Source organism: Ilumatobacteraceae bacterium (assembly GCA_033344875.1).
Classification (GTDB): Bacteria; Actinomycetota; Acidimicrobiia; order Acidimicrobiales; family Ilumatobacteraceae; genus Ilumatobacter.
This window is the reverse complement of record JAWPMO010000001.1, coordinates 2,283,177-2,306,657: the sequence shown is the minus strand read 5'-3', so window position 1 is coordinate 2,306,657 and position 23,481 is coordinate 2,283,177. Positions and strand designations below refer to the sequence as shown.

General features: G+C 69.2%; 24 protein-coding genes. 9 read left to right on the top strand and 15 right to left on the bottom strand.

Translation table 11 applies throughout. The features are described from left to right. Positions 1 to 12: 12 nt before the first annotated feature. Positions 13 to 507 carry a DUF4395 domain-containing protein gene (locus R8G01_10910; protein ID MDW3214500.1) on the top strand — a complete coding sequence of 165 codons (495 nt, stop codon included), beginning with the start codon at positions 13 to 15 and terminating at the stop codon, positions 505 to 507. Here R8G01_10910 and mftF read toward each other — a convergent pair. Both mftF and mftE read right to left on the bottom strand, forming a co-directional pair. Next, positions 455 to 1,759: a mycofactocin biosynthesis glycosyltransferase MftF gene (mftF, locus tag R8G01_10905; GenBank protein MDW3214499.1), complete on the bottom strand. Its 1,305-nt coding sequence runs from the start codon at positions 1,757 to 1,759 to the stop codon at positions 455 to 457. The two genes, R8G01_10910 and mftF, sit on opposite strands and share 53 nt — an antisense overlap. Then, positions 1,744 to 2,397 carry a mycofactocin biosynthesis peptidyl-dipeptidase MftE gene (gene mftE, locus R8G01_10900; protein ID MDW3214498.1) on the bottom strand — a complete coding sequence of 218 codons (654 nt, stop codon included), beginning with the start codon at positions 2,395 to 2,397 and terminating at the stop codon, positions 1,744 to 1,746. The genes mftF and mftE overlap by 16 nt, the downstream gene beginning before the upstream one ends. A 52-nt stretch (positions 2,398 to 2,449) precedes the next feature. Here mftE and R8G01_10895 point away from each other — a divergent pair, with 52 nt between their 5' ends. Then, a complete protein-coding gene (locus R8G01_10895; protein MDW3214497.1) occupies positions 2,450 to 3,511 on the top strand; it encodes a hypothetical protein in 1,062 nt (353 codons plus the stop codon). 12 nt (positions 3,512 to 3,523) lie between these two features. Here the strand turns inward: R8G01_10895 and plsY are convergent, their stop codons facing one another. The 8 genes from plsY to R8G01_10855 all read right to left on the bottom strand — a co-directional run bounded on the left by plsY (position 3,524) and on the right by R8G01_10855 (position 9,332). After that, the gene (gene plsY / locus R8G01_10890; protein ID MDW3214496.1) at positions 3,524 to 4,081 is read right to left on the bottom strand and encodes a glycerol-3-phosphate 1-O-acyltransferase PlsY; all 558 of its coding nucleotides are present in this window, start codon (positions 4,079 to 4,081) and stop codon (positions 3,524 to 3,526) included. 24 nt (positions 4,082 to 4,105) lie between these two features. After that, positions 4,106 to 5,251, bottom strand: a complete 1,146-nt coding sequence (mftC, locus tag R8G01_10885; protein ID MDW3214495.1) for a mycofactocin radical SAM maturase — start codon at positions 5,249 to 5,251, stop codon at positions 4,106 to 4,108. Beyond that, entirely contained in the window at positions 5,235 to 5,522 is a 288-nt protein-coding gene (gene mftB, locus R8G01_10880; protein ID MDW3214494.1) for a mycofactocin biosynthesis chaperone MftB, read from the bottom strand. The genes mftC and mftB overlap by 17 nt, the downstream gene beginning before the upstream one ends. A 4-nt stretch (positions 5,523 to 5,526) precedes the next feature. After that, the gene (mftA, locus tag R8G01_10875) at positions 5,527 to 5,649 is read right to left on the bottom strand and encodes a mycofactocin precursor MftA (GenBank protein MDW3214493.1); all 123 of its coding nucleotides are present in this window, start codon (positions 5,647 to 5,649) and stop codon (positions 5,527 to 5,529) included. Positions 5,650 to 5,717: 68 nt separating this feature from the next. Beyond that, positions 5,718 to 6,110, bottom strand: coding sequence for a hypothetical protein (locus tag R8G01_10870; protein MDW3214492.1), 393 nt, complete (start codon positions 6,108 to 6,110; stop codon positions 5,718 to 5,720). A 21-nt stretch (positions 6,111 to 6,131) separates the two neighbouring features. Then, positions 6,132 to 7,721 (bottom strand): hypothetical protein, encoded by a 1,590-nt coding sequence (locus R8G01_10865; GenBank protein ID MDW3214491.1) that lies wholly within the window; start codon positions 7,719 to 7,721, stop codon positions 6,132 to 6,134. Further along, positions 7,709 to 8,479, bottom strand: a complete 771-nt coding sequence (locus R8G01_10860; protein MDW3214490.1) for an ABC transporter ATP-binding protein — start codon at positions 8,477 to 8,479, stop codon at positions 7,709 to 7,711. Before R8G01_10860 ends, R8G01_10865 begins: the two co-directional genes overlap by 13 nt. 52 nt (positions 8,480 to 8,531) lie before the next feature. Further along, the gene (locus tag R8G01_10855; GenBank protein ID MDW3214489.1) at positions 8,532 to 9,332 is read right to left on the bottom strand and encodes an SDR family oxidoreductase; all 801 of its coding nucleotides are present in this window, start codon (positions 9,330 to 9,332) and stop codon (positions 8,532 to 8,534) included. A 102-nt stretch (positions 9,333 to 9,434) separates the two neighbouring features. Here R8G01_10855 and R8G01_10850 point away from each other — a divergent pair, with 102 nt between their 5' ends. Then, a complete protein-coding gene (locus tag R8G01_10850) occupies positions 9,435 to 11,378 on the top strand; it encodes an AAA family ATPase (protein MDW3214488.1) in 1,944 nt (647 codons plus the stop codon). Positions 11,379 to 11,463: 85 nt separating this feature from the next. Here the strand turns inward: R8G01_10850 and R8G01_10845 are convergent, their stop codons facing one another. After that, positions 11,464 to 12,000, bottom strand: coding sequence for a DNA starvation/stationary phase protection protein (locus tag R8G01_10845; GenBank protein ID MDW3214487.1), 537 nt, complete (start codon positions 11,998 to 12,000; stop codon positions 11,464 to 11,466). Positions 12,001 to 12,180: 180 nt separating this feature from the next. Continuing rightward, complete coding sequence (locus R8G01_10840) at positions 12,181 to 12,429, bottom strand: DUF6458 family protein (GenBank protein MDW3214486.1); 249 nt, start codon at positions 12,427 to 12,429, stop codon at positions 12,181 to 12,183. Positions 12,430 to 12,745: 316 nt separating this feature from the next. On the opposite strand from R8G01_10840, the gene R8G01_10835 reads away from it, so the two are divergent. From R8G01_10835 to R8G01_10825, 3 genes are all read left to right on the top strand, one after another. Further along, positions 12,746 to 13,018, top strand: coding sequence for a hypothetical protein (locus R8G01_10835; protein MDW3214485.1), 273 nt, complete (start codon positions 12,746 to 12,748; stop codon positions 13,016 to 13,018). 109 nt (positions 13,019 to 13,127) lie between these two features. Continuing rightward, positions 13,128 to 14,606, top strand: a complete 1,479-nt coding sequence (locus R8G01_10830) for a DUF2254 domain-containing protein (protein MDW3214484.1) — start codon at positions 13,128 to 13,130, stop codon at positions 14,604 to 14,606. Positions 14,607 to 14,662: 56 nt separating this feature from the next. Then, the gene (locus tag R8G01_10825) at positions 14,663 to 17,650 is read left to right on the top strand and encodes an insulinase family protein (protein MDW3214483.1); all 2,988 of its coding nucleotides are present in this window, start codon (positions 14,663 to 14,665) and stop codon (positions 17,648 to 17,650) included. A gap of 21 nt (positions 17,651 to 17,671) precedes the next feature. Here R8G01_10825 and R8G01_10820 read toward each other — a convergent pair whose 3' ends face one another. Together R8G01_10820 and R8G01_10815 are read right to left on the bottom strand one after the other, a co-directional pair. Beyond that, the gene (locus R8G01_10820) at positions 17,672 to 18,505 is read right to left on the bottom strand and encodes a PhzF family phenazine biosynthesis protein (GenBank protein MDW3214482.1); all 834 of its coding nucleotides are present in this window, start codon (positions 18,503 to 18,505) and stop codon (positions 17,672 to 17,674) included. A 47-nt stretch (positions 18,506 to 18,552) separates the two neighbouring features. Then, positions 18,553 to 19,065 carry a hypothetical protein gene (locus R8G01_10815; protein MDW3214481.1) on the bottom strand — a complete coding sequence of 171 codons (513 nt, stop codon included), beginning with the start codon at positions 19,063 to 19,065 and terminating at the stop codon, positions 18,553 to 18,555. A gap of 60 nt (positions 19,066 to 19,125) precedes the next feature. On the opposite strand from R8G01_10815, the gene R8G01_10810 reads away from it, so the two are divergent. From R8G01_10810 to R8G01_10800, 3 genes are all read left to right on the top strand, one after another. Continuing rightward, positions 19,126 to 20,250 (top strand): NDMA-dependent alcohol dehydrogenase, encoded by a 1,125-nt coding sequence (locus R8G01_10810; protein ID MDW3214480.1) that lies wholly within the window; start codon positions 19,126 to 19,128, stop codon positions 20,248 to 20,250. Between the two features lie 14 nt (positions 20,251 to 20,264). Next, on the top strand, positions 20,265 to 21,185 hold the full coding sequence (locus R8G01_10805) for a MoxR family ATPase (GenBank protein ID MDW3214479.1): 921 nt from the start codon (positions 20,265 to 20,267) through the stop codon (positions 21,183 to 21,185). Between the two features lie 119 nt (positions 21,186 to 21,304). Beyond that, on the top strand, positions 21,305 to 22,120 hold the full coding sequence (locus R8G01_10800) for a VWA domain-containing protein (protein ID MDW3214478.1): 816 nt from the start codon (positions 21,305 to 21,307) through the stop codon (positions 22,118 to 22,120). Positions 22,121 to 22,128: 8 nt separating this feature from the next. On the opposite strand, the gene R8G01_10795 is transcribed toward R8G01_10800, so the two are convergent. Continuing rightward, the gene (locus R8G01_10795; GenBank protein ID MDW3214477.1) at positions 22,129 to 23,430 is read right to left on the bottom strand and encodes an LCP family protein; all 1,302 of its coding nucleotides are present in this window, start codon (positions 23,428 to 23,430) and stop codon (positions 22,129 to 22,131) included. Between the last annotated feature and the right edge of the window lie 51 nt (positions 23,431 to 23,481).

Sequence of the window (23,481 nt, the reverse complement as noted above, 5' to 3'; positions counted from 1 at the left end):
AACGTTTCGGACGTGCGGCAGCTCTTCAGCTTTCCCGATCCGGTCAACGAGACATCGGCGCGCGTCGTCGCTGCCGGGGTGGTGCTGCAGGCGGTTGCATTCCTGATCACCGGCCAGGGATGGCTGTTGGTGCCGCTCGTCTACGGCTTCGTCGCCCGAGTCGCGACCGGGCCGACGCTGAGCCCGCTCGGGCAGTTCGCGACCCGAATCGTCACGCCACGGCTCACCTCGGTCGAGCATCGCTTCGTGCCCGGCCCGCCGAAACGTTTCGCGCAGGCGATCGGCGTCACGTTCACCTCGGTCGCAGCCGTCGCCTGGCTCGCCGATGCGCCGACGGTATCGGTGGTCGTGATCGGGCTCCTCGCGATCGCGGCGACGCTCGAGTCGGCATTCGCGGTCTGCCTCGGCTGCATCGCCTACCGGTTCTTCTGGGAGTGCGACGACTGCAACGACATCAGCGAGCGTCTCCGCGTCGCCATGTCGGACGGCGTCCCGGCCACGAACTGACCTCGGGGACGAGCGGAGCGACGGTCCGCTCGCGGACGACGCCACGCCAGACCCCGACCGAGTAGGCCACGTCGTCGGCCAACCGGATCGGATGGCGCGACGCCAGCGCCGCGAGGAGTAGGCCCGACCGAGCGCGGCGGGATCGCAACGCGACGAGCAGGAGGACCGGCCACCAGACGCGCCGGACCGCCTCGGCGATCTGGCCGCCTGCGTCGAGGTTGCCCCGCCACGCGAGCAGGAAGGCGGCACGGGGTGGCACCTCGTCGAGCTTGCGGATGAGGGCGGCGGCCGAGCCGACACCGATCGTGGCGCCGATCACCGGGTGGGCGAACAGGCCCGAGACCCAGGCCCCAACGCTCCATCCGCTCATTCGCAACGGGGCGAGCGCACCGTGATGCCGACGCGAGAGCGGTGCGGCCGATGATCCGTACCCGACCCGTTGTCGGAACCAGGTTCGCCAGTTCGGCCGTGGGTCGTGGCTCACGCTCGAGGTCGGCTCGTACCTGATGCGGTGGCCCGCCTCGTCCAGCCGCCACACGAGGTCGACGTCCTCGCCGAAGCGCAGGTCCTCGTCGAAGCCGCCGACCTCTCGGACGGCGTCGGTGCGGCACACGATGACGGCGGCCGGTAGGTAGCCGATGCGGCTGCCCGCCCGCACACGCCCGGGACGCGGTCCGAGGTCGAGCGGGCTGTGTTCCCGTTCGTACCGGTCGAGGAGCGACGGTCCGGGCGCCGACCGAACCCGTGGCGCGACCAGCGCCAATCGGTCGTCGTCGAAGTGGGGGAGCAGACCGTCGAGCCAGCCGACGGGGAGTCGGATGTCGGCATCGACGAAGGCGACCAGCGGTGTCGTGACGCGTCGGAGGCCGGCGTTCCGGGCGGCTCCGGGACCTCGGTTGTGGTCGAGCCGGACCGTGGCGTCGGGGATCGCCGGTCGGGAGCCGTCGTCGACGACGATGGTGCCGGGATCGACGTACGGTGCCCGACCGAACGCCGGCGTCACGATCGTCACGTCGTCTGGTGTGAACCGCCCGGGAGGTTCGGCGACCGGATGCACCACGGCGGCGTCGACCAGCGACATCACGAGCGACGATTCGTCGACCGCCTCACCGGCCTCGATCCGGTCGACGACCCGCGACCCGGCCTCGGTGAGCCGGAACAACTTCAGGGGCGATCCGCCGATCAGTACGTGACCGTGTCGTTGCGCCCCGTCGTCGAACCGGTAACGGCGAACGGTCACGGCGTCGCCCACGCGGCGACGTCGGCGCGGAGCTGCTCGGTCAGCTGTGCGAACATCGCTGCGCCTTGGGCTTCGTCGGCACCGGCCGGGTCGCCGAGCACACCGTTCGGACTGAGCGCCTTGACGCCGTGCCGCACCAGTTCCGACATGGGCGGCACGGGCCCCGGCTCGCTTCGGTCGCGACGCACCTCGTCGGGTGCGAGTGCCAGCATCAGCGACGTCTCGGTGCGCCCGGCGTGCGGGTCGCCCCCGTCCTGCTGCGGCCACCAGATCAGCACCCGCCGCTGCTCGTGCTCGAACACCTCGGCGGCGCGCTGCATCGCGGCGTGGTTGCCGCCGTGACCGTTCACGAACACGACGCCGGCGGCCCAGTCGGCCGAACGCGCCAGCTCGACGACGACGTCGGCCATGACCGACGTGCCGATCGACAACGTTCCCGGGAAGCCGGCGTGCTCGCCGCTGGCCGAGATGGTGATCGGCGGGGCCACGACGCAGTCGTCGCGGTGCGCGGCGAGCGATCGGGCGAGCGCGGTGGCGATCGTCGTGTCGGTGTGCAGCGGCAGGTGGGGGCCGTGTTGCTCGCAGGAGCCGACGGGCACGACGACGATCGGGGCACCCACGTCGGGCCAGGTCGTCGCTCCGAGGTCCATCGCGCCCGACGTTAGCGATGGGGCGAGCGATCCCGTGTGCGAGGCTTGGACCGTGGACCTCCTCGACGCTCGACATCGCGACGTCATCGCCGCCGCGTGGGACGATTTCGGCGACGATCGTCGGGTCGCCGCGACCGACGAACTCAGCGCGATGGTGTCGACCAACCGCGTCTACCGGCTGAGTCTCGACGACGGTTCGTCGGTGATCGCCAAGTCGTCGAGCTACGGGTCGTTCTTCCTCTTCGCCGAGGACCACGACCGGCTGCACCGCACCAACCAGCTGCTGCACGGTGGACCGTACGAGGACTTCATGGCCAACGCGCTCACGCTCGACGGTCGCCCGTACCTCTACTACGACGGCGAGATGTGGGTCGTCTTCTACGAAGAGGTCGAGATGCGCGACCGCCTGCCGAAGGTGCTCACCTCGGGGCAGGTGCAGCGACTCGGGGGCGAGATCGGGCGTTTCCACCGCGCGTGTACGAGCGTGTCGCGGATGATCCCCGCCCCGTCGAAGACGGCGAAGAGCGACGCCGTCAACCTGTTCGAGATGCTCGGGTCGCGCAACGCCCGTGACCATTTCGGCCTCGATCGCAGCCGGATCGACCTGGTGCGACGGCACACTCACCGGTTGCTCACGACGATCCACGAGTCGGGGTACGACTACTGGCCGAAGATCCCGGTGCTCGTCGACTGGAACCTGGGGAACTTCTCGGTCGAGACCGATCCGGCCGATCCCGACTCCTTCCGGATGTTCTCCCGATGGGACTACGACTGGTTCCGTCTCGAGTCGCGCCTCCTCGACTTCTACTTCCTCTCGCGAGTGTCGTCCCGGACCGGCGACCGTTCGGTCTTCACGTACGGCTCGCACACCCTGCTCGAACCGCGTTTCCAGATGTTCCTCAAGGCGTACCACGATGCCTTCCCGCTGACCGAGGGCGAGGTGCGGTTCCTCGGCGAGGCGTACCGCTTCTTCCTCCTGAACTACGTGGTGCGCGAGGGCCGTCACTTCTTCCGGTACGAGTTCTGGCAGCACCTGCTCCACGACGCCGTCGACGTGCAACTGCCGGCGCTCGACGAACTCGATCTCACGCCGCTCCTGCGGGCGCTGTTCTGACCGGGACCGCCGTTAGCCGATCGCGTGCTCGCGGCGGGTGACCAGCCGCTTGATGTTGCCGAGGTGTCTCGCCATCACGAGCGTGCTGACGGCGATGGTCGCGATCACCTCCCACAGCTCCTGACGCACGATGCCCACGCCGATCGGGAGGAGGATGACGATCACGAGCGAGGCCAGTGAGGCGGTCTTGGTCGCCCTCGAGATGAGGAACCAGAGCGCGACGAGGAGGGCGAACACCAGCGGAGACAGCGAGGCGAAGATGCCGCCGCCGGTCGCCACCCCCTTGCCGCCGCGGAAGCGGTTCCACACCGGGAACACGTGACCGATGACGGCGGCGCCACCGAGCACGTACCCGGCCGGACGGCCCGCGACGAGCAACCCGGCCCCTGCGGTCAGCGCACCCTTCGCCGCGTCGAGGACGAACACCCACATGCCACGGCGCCAACCGAGCACCCTGGTGACGTTCGACGCGCCCGGGTTGCCCGACCCGACCTGTCGGATGTCGATGCCGTTCGCCGAGGCGACGAGCGTCGCACTCGGGAAGGTGCCGACCAGATAGGCCAGTGGCACCAGCAACCACCACATCTCGGTGGCTTACTTCCTGCCGAGTGCGACGGGGGTGGGCGTGACGGGGGAGGTCCGCTTGGAGTGGTCCATCATCGGGCGCGGGGCGGACCCGTCGCCGACGTGCGCGAGGGCGAGCTCGCCGTGACCGCTGACGCACTCGGGGTCGGGACCGTCGAGCGGGATGCCGGTGAAGAACTTGGCGGCCATGCAGCCGCCCTGGCAGGCATCGAACGAACCACACGAGGCGCACGCTCCGGCCGACTGGGGTTCGCGCAGGTCGCGGAACAGATCGCTGTGTTTCCACACACGGCTGAACCCGCCGGTGTCTCGGACGTTGCCCGCCCGGAACTCGTCGTGGATCACGAATGGACAGGCGTAGACGTCGCCGATCGGGTCGATCAGGCAGACGACGCGACCGGCGCCGCACAGGTTGAGCCCCGGGAGGTTCTCGTCGCCGAGCGCGTTGAGATGGAAGAACGAGTCGCCGGTGAGCACCTGTTCGCCGTGCAGCAGCAGCCACTCGTAGATCTGACGCTGCTGGGCGTTGGTGGGGTGGAGATCGTGCCAGCTGTCGGCGCCGCGGCCCGACGGACGAAGGCGGGTGATCCGGAGTTGGGCGCCGTAGGCGTCGGCGAGCGCCTTGAACTCGTCGAGCTGGCCGACGTTGTGGCGGGTGACGACCACCGAGATCTTGAACGGCCCGTTGCGCTCGACGAAGCCGGCGTCGCGCAGGTGGTCCATCGCACGGATCGCGGTCGCGTACGAACCGTCGCCGCGCACGGCGTCGTTGGTGACGGCGTCGGTGCCGTCGAGGCTGATCTGGACGTCGAGATAGTCCATGGCCGCCAGGCGCCGGGCCTTCTCGGCGTCGATGAACGCGCCGTTGGTCGAGAACTTGACGCCGACGCCCTTGCTGATCGAGTACTCGACCAGCTCGAAGAAGTCACGACGGATCATCGGCTCGCCACCACCGATGTTGATGTAGAACACCTGGAGGTCGTGCAGCTCGTCGAGCACCGCCTTGGCCTCGTCGGTGGACAGCTCGCGTGGGTCGCGTCGTCCCGACGAGCTCAGACAGTGGACGCACTCGAGGTTGCAGGCGTAGGTCAGCTCCCAGGTGAGACAGATGGGTGCGTCGAGGCCGGTCTTGAGTTGTTCAACGAGGGCGGTCATGCAGGATCTCCGATGCGAGGAGCGAGGCCAGCGCACGTTCGAATGCCGGCCGGCGTTCGCCGGCGACGTCGCACGCGTCGAGCGTCGCGGCGACCGATGGGTGATCGGCGAGCGCTCGCACGACCCGGACGACGTCGGGGTGCTTCAGGAAGATGAGCCGGCGTGTGTCGTAGTGGTACGCGAGGGCACCGAAGGGTTCGGGCCGCAGTGCCACCTGAGGGTGGAGTTCGAGAGAGCGCTCCGCGAGTGTGGTCGCCTCGAGCGTCGCCATGCGCTCAGTACACGCCGCACATGCCGTCGATCGAGATCTCCTCGATCAACAGTTCTTCGGCCTCGGGCGCGTCGGCCGTGACGGAGCTGCCGTCGTCGGCCTCGTGGGCGGTGGTGTCCTGGTCCATGGGCCCAGCGTACTGCGCACGCCGAACCCGGCCGGTACCCGCCCCCACCGGGGTGCGTCGGCGGTTGGTCAGTCGGCGTCGCGTGCCGCGCGATCGGTGGCGGCGTCGGCAGTGCCGGACGGTTCGGCACCGGGCTCTTCGGGGTGGGACTGTTCGGGATGGTGCTGTTCGACGTGATCGAGCGCGCGGCGGAGCAGGGGCCCGGTGTCGTCGGGCACACGGAGGTCGTCGACGTGCTGTGTCTCGGCGTCGATGTGGTCGCGGATCGGACGACCCGTGCGGTCGGTGACCTTGGCGAGGGCAGCTTCGAGGTCGGTCATGGGGACGTCGGGCGGTGGCGCGGCGACGGTTGCGGCAGCGGGTGCCGCCGGGCGGGTGCCGGACGCGGAGCGACGTCGGAGCACGATCGCAACGAGCGCGACCGCGACGACCAGCACCACGAGACCGATCACCCAGACCACGCTCGACAGCGTAGCCGCCACTCAGCGTGCCGGAGTGACAGCGCTGATGAACTCGGGTTGCCGACCGGTGAGCCTCGCGGTGGCGATGCGGACACCGAGGCGCAGGATCGACCAGCCCACCACGACGGTGAGCGCGCCGAACAACGTGACGAGGCCGACGCGACCTCGGTCGGTCGCCCAGAACAGCGCCAGCGCGACCGGAACGGTCACGACGGCGAGACATGCCAGCACCGCGCCGAGCAGCATCGCCGCGATCATCCCCTTGCCGGACTCGCCACCGGCGAACGGGTTGTCCGACTCGGGGATCGCGATCGGCACGAGTGCCGACTGGACCACGGCGGCGCCGGTGCCCGCCAGCAACCCGCCGATGCCGACGCCGACACCCGCCACCAGGTATCGCCACTCGCCGGTGGCCGCGGCCGCTGCGAGTGGGCCGAGCAGCGCCAGCGGCGACGCCACGATCGCGATGCTGCGCGCCTTGCCCCTGACGAGCGCGCCCGGGTCGGTCCCCGTCAACAACTCGTGGGTCAGCGCCGGGCCGTCGCTCCCGAAGCTGTTGCCCGACATGAACAGCACGGCGAGCTGCACGGCGCCGCCGACGAGCACCGCCCCGCTGCCGGCGCCGTCGCGCGCGACCGCAGGGACGAGCACGGCCGCCATACCGACACCCGCGCCGGTGAAGGTCTCGAGCGCGGTGCGTGGGGCGCGGAACCGGGTGAGGATGCTGCGCCACGCGATCGCGCCGTCGGGCCCGCTGCCGCACCATCGCCGGGCGAGCCGACCGATCCACCCGCGTTCGGTGTTGCCCGTGTCGAGCCCACCCGCACGCCGGACCGACAGCGACAGCTCGCGCGTCGACCACACGAAGGCCAGGCCGAGGATCGGCAACCAGGCGCCGCCGGCCGCGATGTGCAGCCACGCTCCTCCGCCGCCGCCGAAGGCCCGGCCGATCTGCCCGGGTGGCGTCCACGCGAGACCGTCGGCGAGGCGAGCGCGTCCGCCGGTGTCGAGCCGGCCGAGCAGCGCCGGCACGAACTGGAACATGCCGTAGAACAGCAGTCCGGCGAACCCCACCACCAGTTGGCCGGCACGAGGGAAGCGACTGGTGAACATGGCGAGGAGGTTGGTCGCCGTTCGGGCGACGAGGAGCAGCGAGATCAACCACGCCGTCACGGCCAGTACGACGACGGGGAGGTGGCCGACCGAGCGGGTCTGGCCGGCTCCGAGACCGACACCGATCGCGATGCCGGCCAGGCCGGGCGGGCTCGCTGCCGCGGCGGCGAGCAGGCCGACCGAACGGTCACGATCCGACAGCGGCTCGGCGGCGATCACACGCGGATCGATCGGTTGCGAGATCCCGGCGACGATGCCGAACCCCACCACGGCGACCAGGACGAGCGAGCAGAACAGCACCGCCAGGTCCTCCGGCCGGTCGCTGCGGCGACCGGCGATCAACACGGCCGTGCCCACGCCGAACCCCATCAGCGCCGACGCGATCGTGGCGACGACGGCTCCCACCTGTTCGGTGCCGCCGTGGCGGATCGCCCCACGCCACAGTCGCCACCGCAGTCGGATGAAGGTCGCGCCCGGTCCGTGCATCAGCCGAGCCACGGGAGCGAATCATGATCGACCTCGCTCGCACCGACCACGTCGATGAAGGCATCCTCGAGTCGCCTGCCGTCGCGCAACGCGTCGGTCGGCCCGCTCGCGACGACCCGCCCCCGGTGGATGACGGCGGTGTGGTCGCACAGTCGCTCGACCAGGTCCATGACGTGGCTCGACAGCACGACGGTGCCCCCGCCGTCGCGGAAACGATCGAGCATCGAACGCATCGTCCTCGCGGACACCGGATCGACGCCCTCGAAGGGCTCGTCGAGCAGCAGGAGGCGTGGCCGATGGAGCAGCGCTGCCGCGAGCGAGGTCTTCTTGCGCATCCCGTGGCTGTAGCCGGCGATCTGCCGGTCGGCATCGGCCGCGAGTTGGAGGGTCGTCAGCAGCTGCGTCGTGCGCTCGGCGACCAGCTCGCGGTCGAGTTCGCGGAGCTCGCCGATCGTGCGCAGGAACTCGGTCGCGGTCAGGCGTTCGAAGAGTTGGAGCGGATCGAGCACCACGCCGGTTGCGGCTCGCGCGGCCCGGAGGTCGGTCACGACGTCGTGTCCGCCGACCTCGATCGTGCCGTGATCGACCCGGACGAGCCCGATCACCGATCGCAACGTCGTCGACTTCCCGCTGCCGTTCGGCCCGACCAGGCCGAAACAGCTCCCCGGCGGCACGTCGAGCGTGAGTTCATCGAGGGCGAGCGTTTCGCCGAACCACTTCGTGAGTCCGCTGATGCGGAGCGGATATGCCACGGGGGGCGGCAACGACATGGCGGACAGTCTGCCGTGCCGCACCCGGGTGGCGGGTGCGGCACGGCCGAGTTCAGCCGACGACGATGCCGCCGTCGCAGGTGATGATCTCGCCGACCGTGAAGGCGCCGGCGCGGCTCGACAGGAAGATCGTCAGCCCGGCGATGTCTTCGGGCGTCCCGACGCGGCCGACGGGTGTCATCTGGCCGACGGCCTCCCAATCCGTGTTCTCGACGTCGCCGCCGCCACCGACCCCGGTCGACAGCATCCAGGTCGGGAACGGTCCGGGCGCGATCGCGTTGACGAGGACGTGGCGTGGCGCGAGTTCGGCCGCCAACTGGCGGGTCATCGCATGGATCGCGGCCTTCGACGGACTGTAGGAGTACGTCTGCAGGCTCGGCGGACGGATGCCGTCGATCGAGCCGATGTTGACGATTCGCGACGGGTCGTCGGCCGTCGCGCCCGCCTCGAGCAGCGGCAGGAGTTGTTGGATCACGAAGAAGGGGCCCTTCACGTTGACCGACAGCACCCGGTCCCAGCCCTTCTCGGGGAACTCCTCGAGCGGTGCACCCCAGGCCTGGCCGGCATTGTTCACGACGACGTCGAGGTGGTCCTCGTGCTCGCCGATCGCGGCGGCGACCGCCTGGGCGCCCTCGAGACCGGACAGGTCCGCTGGGACGGGGATGCACTCGCCGCCGAAGCGCTCCATCAACCGCAAGGCCGTCGCCTGGCAGGCGTTGGCCTTGCGGGAACTGATGTAGACCTTCGCTCCGTTGGCCAGGAAGCCGGCCGCGATCATCTCGCCGATGCCGCGAGAACCGCCGGTCACGAGCACGATCTTGCCCTCGACGGAGAACAGTTGTTGGATGTCCATGGGTGTGTCCTTTCGGGTCGCACGCATGATGGCGGATCGGTCACGGTGACGACGAAACCGGCGTGGGACGCGACCGGGCCGGCCGCTACGGTGACGGACCCCATGTCGTCCGACCCGTCACCCGTCGCGCCCCCGGAGGCGTTCCCCGATCTCGGATCGGAGCGCGATCGGCTCGCGTTCGCCCGGCACTGTCGCGATCGCATGATCGCCCGGCTGGAGCACGTCGACCCGCAGTCGTCCGCCGACGAGATCACGGCCGAGTACGTCGAGATGACCGTGTGGGAGGCGCTCGATTCGCTCCGGTCGCCCGGCGCCGGCGAGTTCTTCGGTCGGATCGACGAACCGTCGCCCGATGGCGACGGCGTCGACCGCTGGTACATCGGCCGGCGCCACATCGAGGACGACGGTCACGACCCGGTCGTCGTCGACTGGCGTGCGCCGATCTCGGCGCCGTTCTACCGGGCGACCGCGATCGATCCGCTGGGTGTGGCGTTCCGCCGCCGCTTCACCCTCGACGAGGGCGAACTGACCGCCTACCTCGACGAACAGCTCGACGACCCGGACGCCGTCGATGTCGCCTCGGGGATTCCCGACCCGGTGCTCGCCGAGATCGGCGCGACGCGGTCCGGCGAGATGCGCGAGATCGTCGCCACGATCCAAGCGGAGCAGGACATCGTGATCCGCTCCGACATCGACCAGGCGCTGATCGTCCAGGGCGGTCCGGGCACGGGCAAGACCGCGGTGGCGCTGCACCGAGCGGCGTACCTGCTGTTCGAGCACCGTGCTCGGCTGGCCCGCGACGGTGTGCTCGTCGTCGGACCGAACCAGGCGTTCCTCGACTACATCGCCAACGTGCTGCCGTCGCTCGGCGAGCGCAGCGTCCGGCAGTGCACGGCCCTCGAACTCTGCATCCCCCGAGTCGACACGACCGGCACCGACGATCTCGACGACGCCCGCTGGAAGGGTTCGGCCGATCGTCTCGACGAACTCGAGGCGCTGGCGCTGTCGACGATCCAACCGCCCGACGACGACGTCCGGGTCCCGATCGGCGCTCGGACGCACACCTTCACCGCCGACGAGGTCGCCCGCTGGATCACCACGGCGAAGGGCGGCAAGGTGCCGATCAACGAACGGAAGGAACGGCTGCGGGCACTGGCCCGCCAGGAACTCCGACGGCGCTGTGGCGGCGAGGATCGGTGGACCGAGGCGAGCGCACTGAAGTCGGCGATCAACAAGGCATGGCCGACCCAGAAGCCGGTGACGCTCGTCGACCGGTACCTGCCGGGGCAGCGCGGAAAGCGTCGCGCCTGGACGCCGGCCGATCAGTTCCTCGTCGACGAGGCGAACACCTTGTTGAACGGCACCCCGTTCACGTACGCGCACGTCGTCGTCGATGAGGCACAGGATCACTCCGCCGTCGCGCTGAGGTGCATCGGACGCCGGACCCCGACCGGCTCGTGCACGCTCGTCGGCGACGTGGCGCAGTCGACCACACCGGCCGGTCAGGAGCGCTGGCACGACGTGTTCCGGCACCTGGGGGCCGACGGCGCGGTCGCCGACCTGACGATCGGCTATCGCGTGCCCGAGCCGATCCTGCGCGTGGCCAATCGTCTGCTGCCGCACACCGGGGTCGATGCGACCCCGAGTCGTTCGGTGCGCCTGAACGGATCTCCGCCGAGCTGGAGCGACGCCGACCCGGGCGAGGTGGGTGCGGTCGCGGCCGCGACCGTCGTCGAGGTCAAGCACCGTCATCGGTTGACCGGTGTGGTCGCCCCGCCCGAACGGCACGACGAGATCCGGGCTGCGCTGTCGACGGTCGGCCTCGACGCCGTCGATCACGTCCACGAGCTCGGCCACGACGACGTCCCGCTGTTCGCCCCCGAGGCGGTCAAGGGGCTCGAGTTCGACGGGGTGGTCGTGGCCAACCCGCACGAGATCTTCGACGGGACGACGCGCGGTGCGCGACTCCTGTACGTGGCGATGACCCGAGCCGTGCAGGAGTTGGCGTTCGTGACCGACGGGGAGCCCCCGTCGGTCATCGGTTGACCGGAGACGCGACGAAGCCCGGCCGGAGCCGGGCTTCGCACTGCGGGATCCGTGTGCCGGAGGGGCCGGCGTGTCGGGGGAGCGTTCAGCTCTCGGTGTTACGGAACGTGACGTCGCCGGAAGCGTCCTGCAGGTGCGCTCGGACGAACCACTGGAACTGCTCGAGTTCCGCGAGGTGGCCGATGAACAGGTCCTCGGTCACCGGGTCGAGGTCACCGAGCTGTGAGACCGCCTTGCGATGGTCGGCGACGACCCCGGAGTAGACGTCGTCAAGGGCAGACAGGTGCCGGACGGTCGGTTCACGGTTGAGCGAGTAGTCGTCCCAGGTGCGGAACTTCATGATCGCACCGGGCGTCCCGAGGGGTTCGCCGCCGAGGGTGGCGATGCGCTCGGCGACGGCGTCGGACATCAGGCGCACGGCGTCGACCTGCGGGTCGAGGAACTCGTGCACCGAGATGAAGTTGACGCCGACGACGTTCCAGTGGATGTGCTTCAGCGTCAGCTGGAGGTCGAGCAGGGACGCGAGGCGCTCCTGGAGGATGGAGATGATCGACACGGACTGCTCGTCGGAGAGACCGGCGATCTTGGAGGTGGGTTTCGAGTCGGTGGCGGTGTTCGTCATGGTCGATCCATACCCCGTGGCGGACGGACGAAACACGACACCGATACTCACGCGTCACGTGACAGGGGACGCACCAGGGGACACACCAGGGCCGAAAACGACCGAGGGACCGGGCGGCTGCCCGGTCCCTCGTTGCAGCCGCCCGGCGGGAGCGGGACGGCACTCGTGTCGTGTCGTGTGTCAGGCGGTGTGGGTCTCCTCGACCTGGTGTCGACCGTCGGGTGACACGTGGGTCTCGGTGTGCATCTTGGACTTGTTCATCGACATCCAGCCGGCGCCCTGAATCATGGCGACCAGCAACGAGAGTGCTCCGCCGGCCATCACGATCCAGCCGATGGCGGCGAGATCGACACCCTCGGCCTGACGGTCGACCGCGAAGGTCAGGATCGCCCCGGCGACGAGGAGGATGATTCCGAGTGCAGCAAACATGGTGTGGTTCCTTTCGACGCGAACGAACGGCTCGTCCGATGCGTCGTCGGTACCCGAGCACCCCCCTCGTCAAACCCATCGTCAAACCCATCGTCACACCCGTCGTCACACCCGTCGTCACACCAAGTGGTCGAAGCCGGTCACCGCCGTCGGACGCCGACCCGTCAGCCGACCCGACGTCGGTGCCCCGGTGCAGGTTTGGGCCGGTCGCGCCGGGGGTACTCGACCGTCATGCTGTACACGATCCTGATCGTCCTCGCCATCATCGCCCTGCTGTTGTTCATCTTCGGCCGGCGCCGGGTCTGAGGTGACGACGATGAACTTCACCAACAAGGTCTCCCTGCCCGACATGCCCAACGTCTCCACGCCTGACGTGAGCAACTTCGCCGAGGAACTGCGCGATCTCGCCGGCAACGCCGCCGACGCGGTCAGCAGCGCAGCGGGCCACGTGCCCGGTCTCGACGACTACCGGGCCGCCGCACGCCGTCGCCGCCTGTTCTCGGTCGTCGGGATCGTCGCCGTCGCTCTCGTCGTCGCCATGATCATCAAGCGTCGCCGTCAGGACGACTCCCCCCGAACGGCGAGTTGAGCATCATCCCGTCGACCATCGAGTCGACACCGAATCCCCGACCCCACCGACGAACCGACCGGCCCCTCCGGTCGGTTCGTCAATTGTGGGCGTTCGCCCGGGTGGCGCGATGAAGCCCGGACGAGTCGCGAACGACGGCTGGCGCGACGGCGGCCGCGTGCTCGTCGTCATCCGCTCGTACGTGGAGTCGGCGCGGTCGAGCCTGTTCGCCGTGCCGGTCGTCTGGATCGTCGCGGCGATCGGTCTGTCCCAGCTGGTGACATGGATCGACCAGCGCACCCAGGAGAACGACGCGTTCCCCGGTTTCCTCGACACGACCGTCGAGAGCGCCAGAGCCCTGCTCGGTGCGATCAGTTCCGGCACGATCGGCGCCGCATCGGTCGTCTTCTCGCTGACGCTCGTCGCGATCCAGATGTCGAGCAGCGTCTACACGTCCCGTGTCCTTCGCTCCTTCCTCCGCGACCGGTTCCAGCAGAACATGATCGGCGTCCTGCTGGCGACGTTCACGTACAGCCTGCTCGTCCTCCGTGAAGTGCGCGGCCCGCTCGACGCCGAGGGATCGGCCTACATCCCGCGCCTGTCGGTGTTCCTCGCCGTCCTCTTCGCGATCGCGGCGGTCTTTGCGCTGCTCGCCTCGATCAGCCACACCTCGCAGAGTCTCCGAGCATCGGCCGTGACGCGGCAGTTGGTCGAGGAGATGGTCCAGTTGGTGGAGGAGACCTACCCGGAACTCTCGGTTCGGTTCGACGTCTCCGGGCCGATCGAGGGGGCCGACGACGACGGCACGCGACCTCCATCGGGTTCGGCCACCGATGCGAAGTCGACCGACGAGCGCGTCAGGTCGGAGCTCCGGCCACCGACCGAGCCGGGCGCCGTGCTGACCGCCGACCGTCGCGGCTGGGTGCAGCAGATCAGCCTCGAGGCGATCCGGGCATCGATCGACGACGACAGTACGGTCCGACTCGACGTATCGGCCGGGAGCTATGTCGGCGCCGGCACACCGTTGCTCGTGCTCTGGCCACCGCCGAGCGCCGACGACCTGTCATCGCTCATGCGCGACCTGCGGGGTGCCTTCGCGATCGGCGAACAGCGTTCGATGCAGCAGGATCTCGCGTTCGGGTTCACGATGCTCGAGGACATCGCGAACAAGGCGCTGTCCCCAGGGGTCAACGACCCGAACACCGCCGCCGCGGTGATCGAACAACTCGGCGAGGTCGTGCTCGCCGTTCTCGAACGCCGGCTGCACGAACCGTCGATGACACTCGACGGTTGCGACTTCTTCCGCTCACGGGTCGCGACCTACGACGACATCGTCGTCGCCGCCTACAACCAGATCCGCCACTTCGCGATCGGGCAACCGTCGGTCCAACTGGTCATGGTCAGGACGCTGCTCGAGGTCGGTGACGAACTCCGACGCCGACGACGTGACACCCCCGACGCGATCGATGCGCTCGACTCGATGCTGCGTTTCGTCGAAGCCGACCTGTCCCCACCGGCCGGGGATCCGGCCGCTGCACGCTCGCGGGAGTTGATCGACGCGTCGACCTGGTACGAGTCGTCCGTCGCCCGTGTGACACGACCTCGCTGACGCCCGAACCGGCGCGCATCTTCGGTCGATGGCTCCGCCCCCTCTAAGGTCGCCGGATGCGACGGTGTGGCGGGATCTTGCTGGTGTGCGCGTTGACGGTGACGGCGTGCTCGTCGGGCGACGACGACTCGTCGTCCACGACGACGAGCGCCATCGATGGCGATGGCGATGGCGATGTCGGTGTCGATGGCGATGGCACCGGGACGTCCGGTCCGAGCCGAACGACGACGACCGAACCCGGTTCCGGTGATCCCGACGCCCGCCCCGTCGGCCCGGAGCTCCCCGGTCTGGTCGACACGAGCGACGAGCCGATCCCGAACGACGACGCCGTCCGCACCGGCGTCCTCGACAACGGGCTGACCTACTACGTGCGGCAGAACGACAATCCGGGTTCGAAGGCCGACGTACGACTCGCGATCAAGGCGGGGTCGGTCGACGAGTCGAGCGATCAGACGGGCGTGGCCCACTTCGTCGAGCACATGCTGTTCAACGGCACCGAGAAGTTCCCGGAGAACGAACTGATCGACACGTTGCGCAGCTTCGGCGCCGCCTTCGGTGCCGACGTCAACGCATACACGGCGTTCGACGAGACGGTGTACACGCTGACCGTGCCGAACGCGGACGAGACCGTGGAGTTGGGCCTGACGGTGCTCGAGCAGTGGCTCTCGCACGCGCTGTTCGACGAGGCGCAGGTGGTCGCCGAGCGAGGTGTCGTACTCGACGAGTGGCGGGTGCGAACGCAGAGCACCCAGGGGCGGCTGTTCGACGTCGCCCAGGACATGTACCTGGCCGACACCCCGTACGACCGCAGGTCGCCGATCGGCGACAACACCTCGATCGAGACCATGCCGCGCGACGTCCTGCGCTCGTACTACGACGAGTGGTATCGACCCGACAACGCTGCGATCGTCGTCGTCGGTGACATCGACGTCGATGAGATCGTGGTCGACATCGAGCGGCTGTTCGGCCCAGCGGCCGCCGCGACCGAGGAACTGCCCGAACGCCCCGACGCCTCGTTCGACGTCGACCTCGAGCCTGCGTTCGCTCTCCACGCCGACCCCGACCAGCAGACCGTCGACGTCGAGGTCACACTGCCGCTGCCGGCGGTCGAGGGCTCCGGCACGCTCGCGGCCCGTGCCGCGTTGCTCGACGAGATGATCTACGACGCACTCGTACGACGGCTCGATCAGGACCTCGCCGCCGGCCTGGCGCCCTTCGATGCCGTCACCCGCGGTGGCAACAGCTTCGTCGATTCGCTCGACGCTCCGGCGCTCTACACGTTCACCGACGCGGCCCGGGTCGGCGACACGCTCGTCACACTGCTCGACGAGTACGAGCGTACGTACCGGTTCGGGTTCACCGAGCAGGAGACCGACCTCGCCCGCGAGACACTCCGGTCGTTCTACGACTCCCGTTACGACGGCCGCGAGAGCAACCAGGACCGTGACTACGCCGACACCTTGATCCAGGCGTTCCTCGACGACGCGCCGTATCCCTCGATCACCGACGAGTACGAGATCGTCACGTCGATCCTCGACGCGATCACACCCGAGGCCATGACGCTCCGGTTCCAGGCGCGATGGGCGAACTCGGCCCCACACGTGATCATCTCCACGCCCGAGAGCGTCGCCGATCGGATGCCGACCGAAGCCGAGGTGCTGGCGGCGATCGCCGCCACCTCCGAGCGCCCGGTCGAAGCCCGTGCCGCCCGACGCGCCCTGCCAGAAGCGCTCATGGACCGTCCGGATCCGCAGGCTCCGCTCGCGATCGAGTCGGTGCTCCCGCAGGGCGATTCGCTGTTCGACCCGGTGCGGATCGTGTACCCGAACGGGGTGACGGTCATTCTCAACAGCAACACGATCGTCGAGGGGCAGGTCTTCTATCAGGCGGCGAGCCCGGGTGGTTCGTCGCTGGTCGATGATGCCGACGTGGTCGACGCGCTGTACGCCGCCGACATCGTCACGTCGAGCGGCGTCGCCGACTTCAACGAGGCCGAGATCGCGCAGATCACCGCCGGTGCCGACGCCGCGGTCGGCGCCTGGATCGATCCCTACGTCGACCACTTCGCCGGCTCGGGAGCCGTGGCCGACATCGAGGTGCTGTTCCAGAAACTGCACCTCTACATGACCGAGCCCCGGTTCGACCCGATCGCGTTGAGCCAACTGCAGAACCGCGTCGGTCCGCTCGTCGCCGACCCGGCGTCCGATGCCCGGGCCGCGGCCGACGACGCCGTACGAGACCTCCGCTATCCCGACGAGTTGCGCTACGCCTCGCTGCCGACGCCCGAGCAGTTCGCGACGCTCGACCTCGACGGCGTCGAGCGTGTCTGGCGCGACCGGTACGGCGACGCCTCCGACTGGGTGTTCGTGTTCGCGGGTGACATCGACATCGACGCGGTCACGGAACTGGCGAACTCGTACTTCGGGTCGCTCCCCGGTTCGGGCGTGGCGGAGACGTGGATCGACGTCGAAGACCCGCCGCCGGCGGGCGTCGCGAGCGCCGAGGTCGCGGCCGGCACGGGCGACACCGCGACGGTGACGATGCTGTTCACGAGCCCGGTCGACGACATCGACGCCGGCCTGCGGGTGACCGCCGACGTGACGACCGAGTTGATCAGGGCTCGGCTCACCGACGTGGTCCGCGAGGAGCTCGGCGAGAGCTACTCGCCGTCGGCGGTGTCGTACATCACCACCGATCCCGAACCGGCGATCGAGACGTACGTGTTCGTCACCGGATCACCGGACCGGGTCGGTTCCATCGCCGATCTCGTGGTCGCCGAGTTCGACGAACTGGGCACCGACGGGCCGTCCGACCAGGAATTCTTCAATGCCTACGCACAGGTTGAGGAATCGCTCAACTTCGTCAACAACGGCACCTTCGTCCAGGAGTTGCTCGACGCCGAGATCCATCCGGCCCGCGAGCTCGACGACTACATCTTCGAGTACCAGGAGCTCCAGTCGGTCACCGCCGGCCGGGTCCGGTCGTACATCGACGCACACATGTCACCCGAGCGGTACATCGAGGTGACCGTCGTCCCGCGCTGATCGGGAACACGGTGCGTCGCGTCAGAGCTCGACGTGCCCGCTCACGCAGCGCGAGACGCGGCCGCCGACCCAGATCTCCCCGCCCTCGCGCCGGAGGTGGACGCGCCCCGCTCGACCCAGGGCGGTGCCCTGGCGTGCGACGTACGACTCGAGCGTGGGGTCGCGGCCCATCAGCCACTGGGCGAGCGACGCGTTGAGGCTCCCGGTGACCGGATCCTCCAGCATCGAGGTCAGACCCGGGAAGAAGGCCCTGACCTCCACATCGTGGCCGTCGGGGTCTCGATCGCCGGCCGGACCGACCACACCGAGCTTGAGGTCGAGCGTGTCGCCGAAGTCGGGTTCGAGCGCCAGCACCTCGTCACCCGACGCCAGCAGGGCCGCGACCCAGCCGGGGCCGTTGTCACACCAGGCGGCGTCGACGACCGGCGTGCGGAGCGTGCGTTCGATCCGCTCGCGGAGTGCGGTGTCGACCGGGCCCGATCGCACGAGCGGGGGAGCGGCGAACGCCAGGCGGTCGTCGTCGCGACGGATGGTGACGAGACCGGCCCCGCACTCCTGCACGATCGTGTCGCCGTCGGCCGGTCGACCGCCGTGATCGAGCCAGGCCCGGCACGTCCCGAGCGTCGGGTGCCCGGCGAACGGCAGCTCGAAGGTGGTCGTGAAGATCCGCACGCGATAGTCGGCGTCCGGGGTGGTCGGCGGCAGGACGAACGTGGTCTCCGACAGGTTGGTCCAGTTCGCGAACCGCTGCATCTCGTCGTCGGAGAGGCCGTCACCGTCGACGACCACGGCGAGCGGGTTCCCCGACCACGGGGTGGAGGAGAACACGTCGAGCTGTTCGAATCGTCGCTGCATCGGCTCAGCCTGCCACGTCGATCGCCGACGACCGCCGACGTTCCGGATCAGCGCATGTCGCGAGCGACGACGTTGCGTTGGCCGACCTCGACCAGCTCGCCGCCGCGCACCTCGTACGACACGACGTGTTCGACCGAATGGCCCGTCGAGCGGGCACGCCCGCTCACGACGTCGAGCTCCATGCCGTCGACCACCGGGAGCAGCGCGACGGCCCGGAACCCGTCCTGGGCGCCCGGGATCGAGCGTTTGTCCTCGCGCATCAGCAATCCGGAGTCCCACACCCATGCGTCGTCGACGCTCACGAACCGGCATCGGTGACTGGAGCGTGACTTGGCGATCAGGCCGCCGGGGCAGACGAGGACGTCGGCCTCGATCCACGGCTGTTCGGCCAACCCGTCTCGGCCGAAGCCGACCTCGAACGCCCTGGCGATGATCGCCTCGTGGTCGCCACGGTCGAGTGCCCGTTCGATCTGCACCTGGCGAACCGGTTCGGCCATCTCGTGCAGTTCGTCGGACGTCATCGCCCGCAGCGAGTCGAGCAGTTCGGCTGGCTTCGGCACGCCTCCAGCATGGTGGCTACAGTCCCGAACACAACGCCCATCGAGAGACGGAGTCCCGACATGAAGACACGCGCTGCCATTCTTCGCGAACTCAACACCCCCTGGAGCGTCGAGGAGATCGAACTCGATCCACCCAAGAAGGGTGAGGTGCTCGTGAAACTCGCCGCGTCGGGCATGTGCCACTCCGACGAGCACGTTCTCACCGGCGATCTCGCCGGTGCCGCTCCGGGCCCGCCGATGATCGGTGGACACGAGGGGTCCGGCGTCGTGCTGGAGGTGGGTGAAGGGGTCAGCGGCCTCGAACCGGGTGACCACGTCGTGTTCGGCTTCATCCCGGCCTGTGGCCGGTGCGAATGGTGTGCGCGTGGCAAGTCGAATCTCTGCAACGATGCTGCGGGCCTCGGCGCCGGCATGCAGATCGGTGACGGCACGGCACGACACCACAGTCACGACGGCCACGACCTCGGGCTGATGTGCCTGCTCGGCACGTTCGCCGAGCACACCGTCGTCAACGAGGCGAGCTGTGTGAAGATCGACAAGGATTGGCCGCTCGACAAGGCGTGCCTGCTCGGTTGCGGTGTCGTGACCGGATGGGGCTCCGCGGTCAACACCGCCGACGTCCAGCCCGGCGACTACGTGGCCGTCGTCGGCGTCGGCGGGATCGGGGCGAACGCCGTCCAGGGAGCGAAGATGGCGGGCGCGCGCGTCGTCGCCGCGATCGACCCGGTGGAGTTCAAGCGCGAGAAGGCGATGGAGTTCGGAGCGACGCACACGTACGCGTCGATGGCCGAGGCGACCGCCGACCTCGGCAACGCCACCTGGGATCGTGGCTACGACAAGGTGATCATGGCAATGGGCACCGGCGACGGCGACGCGCTCGGCGAGGCGTTCTGGATGGCGGGCAAGGGATCGCGCGTCGTGGTGACCAACATCCACCCCGTGACCGAGAGCAGCATCGCCGTTCCCGGCCTGTTCCTCTCGGCGTTCGAGAAGCAGATCGTCGGCTCGTGGTTCGGATCCGCGAACATGCGTCGCGACATTCCACGCCTGATGGAGCTGTACCTCCAGGGTCAGCTCAACCTCGACGACCTGGTCACGAAGACCTACACCCTCGATCAGATCAACGAGGGCTACGACGCGATGCGCAACGGTGAGAACATCCGCGGCGTGATCCTGTTCGACTGACGGTTGCGCACCGGGTGAACCACCACGAACTCGTCGACCGTCTCACGACCCAGGTCGTGGGGCGGCGACGCGAGATCGATCTCGTCGTCGCGGCGCTGGCTGCCGACCGGCACATGCTGCTCGAAGGTCCGCCGGGCACCGGCAAGTCGACGCTGCTGCGGGCGGTCGCTCGCGAGCTCGGCATCGGCTTCGAGTTCGTGGAGGGCAACGCCGAACTCACACCCTCCCGGCTGATCGGCCACTTCGACCCCGCGCGTGTGCTCGCCGAGGGCTACGACGCCGACGTCTTCGTCGACGGACCGCTCGTCGCCGCGCTCCGCGGGGGCGCGCTGCTGTACGTCGAAGAACTGAACCGTGTTCCCGAGGAGACCCTCAACGTGCTGGTCTCGGTGATGAGCGAGCGCGAGATCAACGTGCCACGTCTCGGCACGATCGGGGCCGAGCCCGGCTTCAGGCTGGTGGCGGCGATGAACCCGTTCGACGCGATCGGGACGGCGCGGATCTCCTCGGCGATCTACGACCGGGTGTGTCGCCTCTCGGTGGGCTACCAGGACGCGGCCGACGAGGCGGCGATCACGACCCGGCACCAACCCGATGTCGACGCCGACTGGGCCGCGCGCACGGTCGAGCTCGTCCGTCTGACCCGTGAGCACGCCGACGTCAGGATCGGCTCGTCGGTGCGAGGGGCGATCGACATGTGCGCGGTCGCTGTCTCGCTCGGCCAGGTCCGTCGCCGTCCGATCACCGACCCCGAGGTCTCGCTCGATGCAGCCCTGGTGGCGCTCTCGGGTCGGATCCGCGTGCGTGAAGGGTGCCATCGCGATCCCGAGGCGATCGTGACCGAGCTGTGGCGGCAGGTGTTCGAGGCGTCGCCCGACGATCCGTCCGACCCGGGAAAAGCGCCGGCCCCGAGCGGGGCGATCCCGGCGGACTGACCCCGCCGCCGGTCGCGGCGGGGGAGGACGCCGACGAGATCATCGACGAGGCTCGGCGGAGTTCGACGCCGCGTCGCCAGTTGGAGGCGAACCCGACCTTCGACGACGTTTCACCGGACGTGGGCGAACTCGACGAGGCGGCGCTCGCCGAGGCACTCGACGCCGATCCGGACGACGCACTGGCGTTGCTCGCGGAGATGACCCGAGCCACCGACGTCGGGCTGCGCGAACTGGCGCGCTCGTTGGCGGCACGGCTGTTCCTCGACCTGGCGCGCCACGAGCCCGCCGATGCGCCGGGGATCGGCAAGGTCGTCTCGATGAGCTACCGCCCCGACCGCGGCGATCTCGACGTCGACGGCAGTCTCGATGCGCTCGTGCAGGCGCGCGCCGAGCAGCGCGCGATCGACCCGGACGACCTGCTCGTCAGAGCCTGGGCGAAGCCGGCCACCGCATGGTGTCTCGTCGTCGACCGCAGCGGTTCGATGCACGGTGCGCCGCTCGCGACGGCGGCGCTGTCGGCCGCAGCGGTCGCCGCTCGCGCCGAAGGCGAGTACGCGGTGCTGTGCTTCGCTCGCGATGTCGTCGCCCCGAAGGCCATGTGGGAGACCCGGTCGGTCGACGATGTGATCGACCGTGTGCTGGCGCTGCGCGGCCACGGCACCACCGACGTCGCCGGGGCGCTGCTGGCCGCCGGAGCGCAGCTCAGGGCGTCGTCGGCGTCACGGCAGGTCACGATCCTGCTGTCGGATTGTCGGTCGACGGAACCGGGCGATGTCGTCGGCGCCGCGATGGGCCTCGACGAGTTGATCGTGATCGCCCCGGAGGGCGACAGCGACGAGGCCGCCGAGCTGGCCGAGGCCGTCGGCGCGAGATGGACGACCGTCGACGGCCCCTCGACGATCATCGCTGCGATGTCACGGGTGCTCGAACGCTGACCCGTCGATCAGTTGCAGATCGAGTCGCGGTCGGGAACGATCCCGACCGTGTTCTCCTCGGCTTCGATCACCGGCAACGTCGTCGTCGTGACGCTCTCGTCGGTGGTGTCCTCCGTGGTCTCGTCGGCACTCGACCCGTTGTCGGGTGAGGTCGTGGTCGTCGTGCGGGGCGCGGCGGTGGTGGTGGTCGCGAAGACCTGATCGGGAGCGTCGGCGAGGCGAGCCTGTCCGGAGAACACCGACAGGATCGCCTGCATGTTGCTGCCACCGATGCGGGGACGCTCGACCTTGTCGCCGTTGGAGAGTGTCTCGCTCGACGACTCGATGCGGTAGGTCGTGATGTCGGCCGGGTCGAGCCGCCGCAGCGTGTTGGCGAACTCGAGCATCCGGTTCACGGTCAGGCCGGTGTCGGTCACGAGGTACTTCCGGTTGGTGGTGATCAGCGCCGACGCGACGCTCGGCGAGGTCAGACCGTCGTTGATCACCTTCGCGACGACGCGGCGCAGGAAATCCTGCTGGCGTGCGATCCGCCCGAAGTCGGACGTGCCGTCCTGTTCCCAGTTGCCGCTGCCCGCCGGATCCTCGTACTCGTAGTGGCGGGACCGCACGTACGCGAGTGCCATGTCGCCCTCGAGGTTGACACAACCGGTGGTGGGCACCGCCAGGCCGCTGCGGCGGTCGCGCGCCGGCATGGCGAACGGCACTTCGACACCGCCGACGGAGTTGACGAGTTCGCGGAATGCGCAGAAGTCGACCTGCACGTAGTGGTCGACCGGTACGCCGAAGTTGGCGGCGATGGTCTCGATCAGTCGAGTCGGGTCGTCGCGGCGATAGGCGGTGTTGATGCGATCGCGCCGGCCGCCGATGTCGACGTAGAGGTCGCGTGGGAAGGAGAGGACGGCGAGCTGGTTGGTCTCGGGGTTGGCACGCCAGACCATGATCGTGTCGCTGCGCTCGCCCAGGTCGTCGCGGTCGCCGGTGCCGATCTGGTCGCTGCAGCCGCCGTTGTCCGACCCGACCACGAGGAAGTTCGCGGCGTCGGGTTCGGCGAGCACGATGCTGGTCGTCGGTGCGCCGGCGTCTGACGGCAGCGTCGTCGTCGCTCCGGGCAGGATGATCGTCGGGCCGTCCCCCGAGGCGTTCAGCGTGGCGGGATCGACCGGATCGATGTCGACGAGGCGTCGCTGGGAGAGCACCCACTGTCCGGCCGCGAGGCCAGCGGCGGTGGCGAAACACGCCAGCGAGGCGACGATGACGGTGACGAACGTGAGTCGTTGCGGCCAGGTGCGGCGGGGTTTCGAGGTGGCCATGTCGGACGCCAGCGTACCCGTGTGCCGGCGCCCGATCCGGTGCAGGCGGGG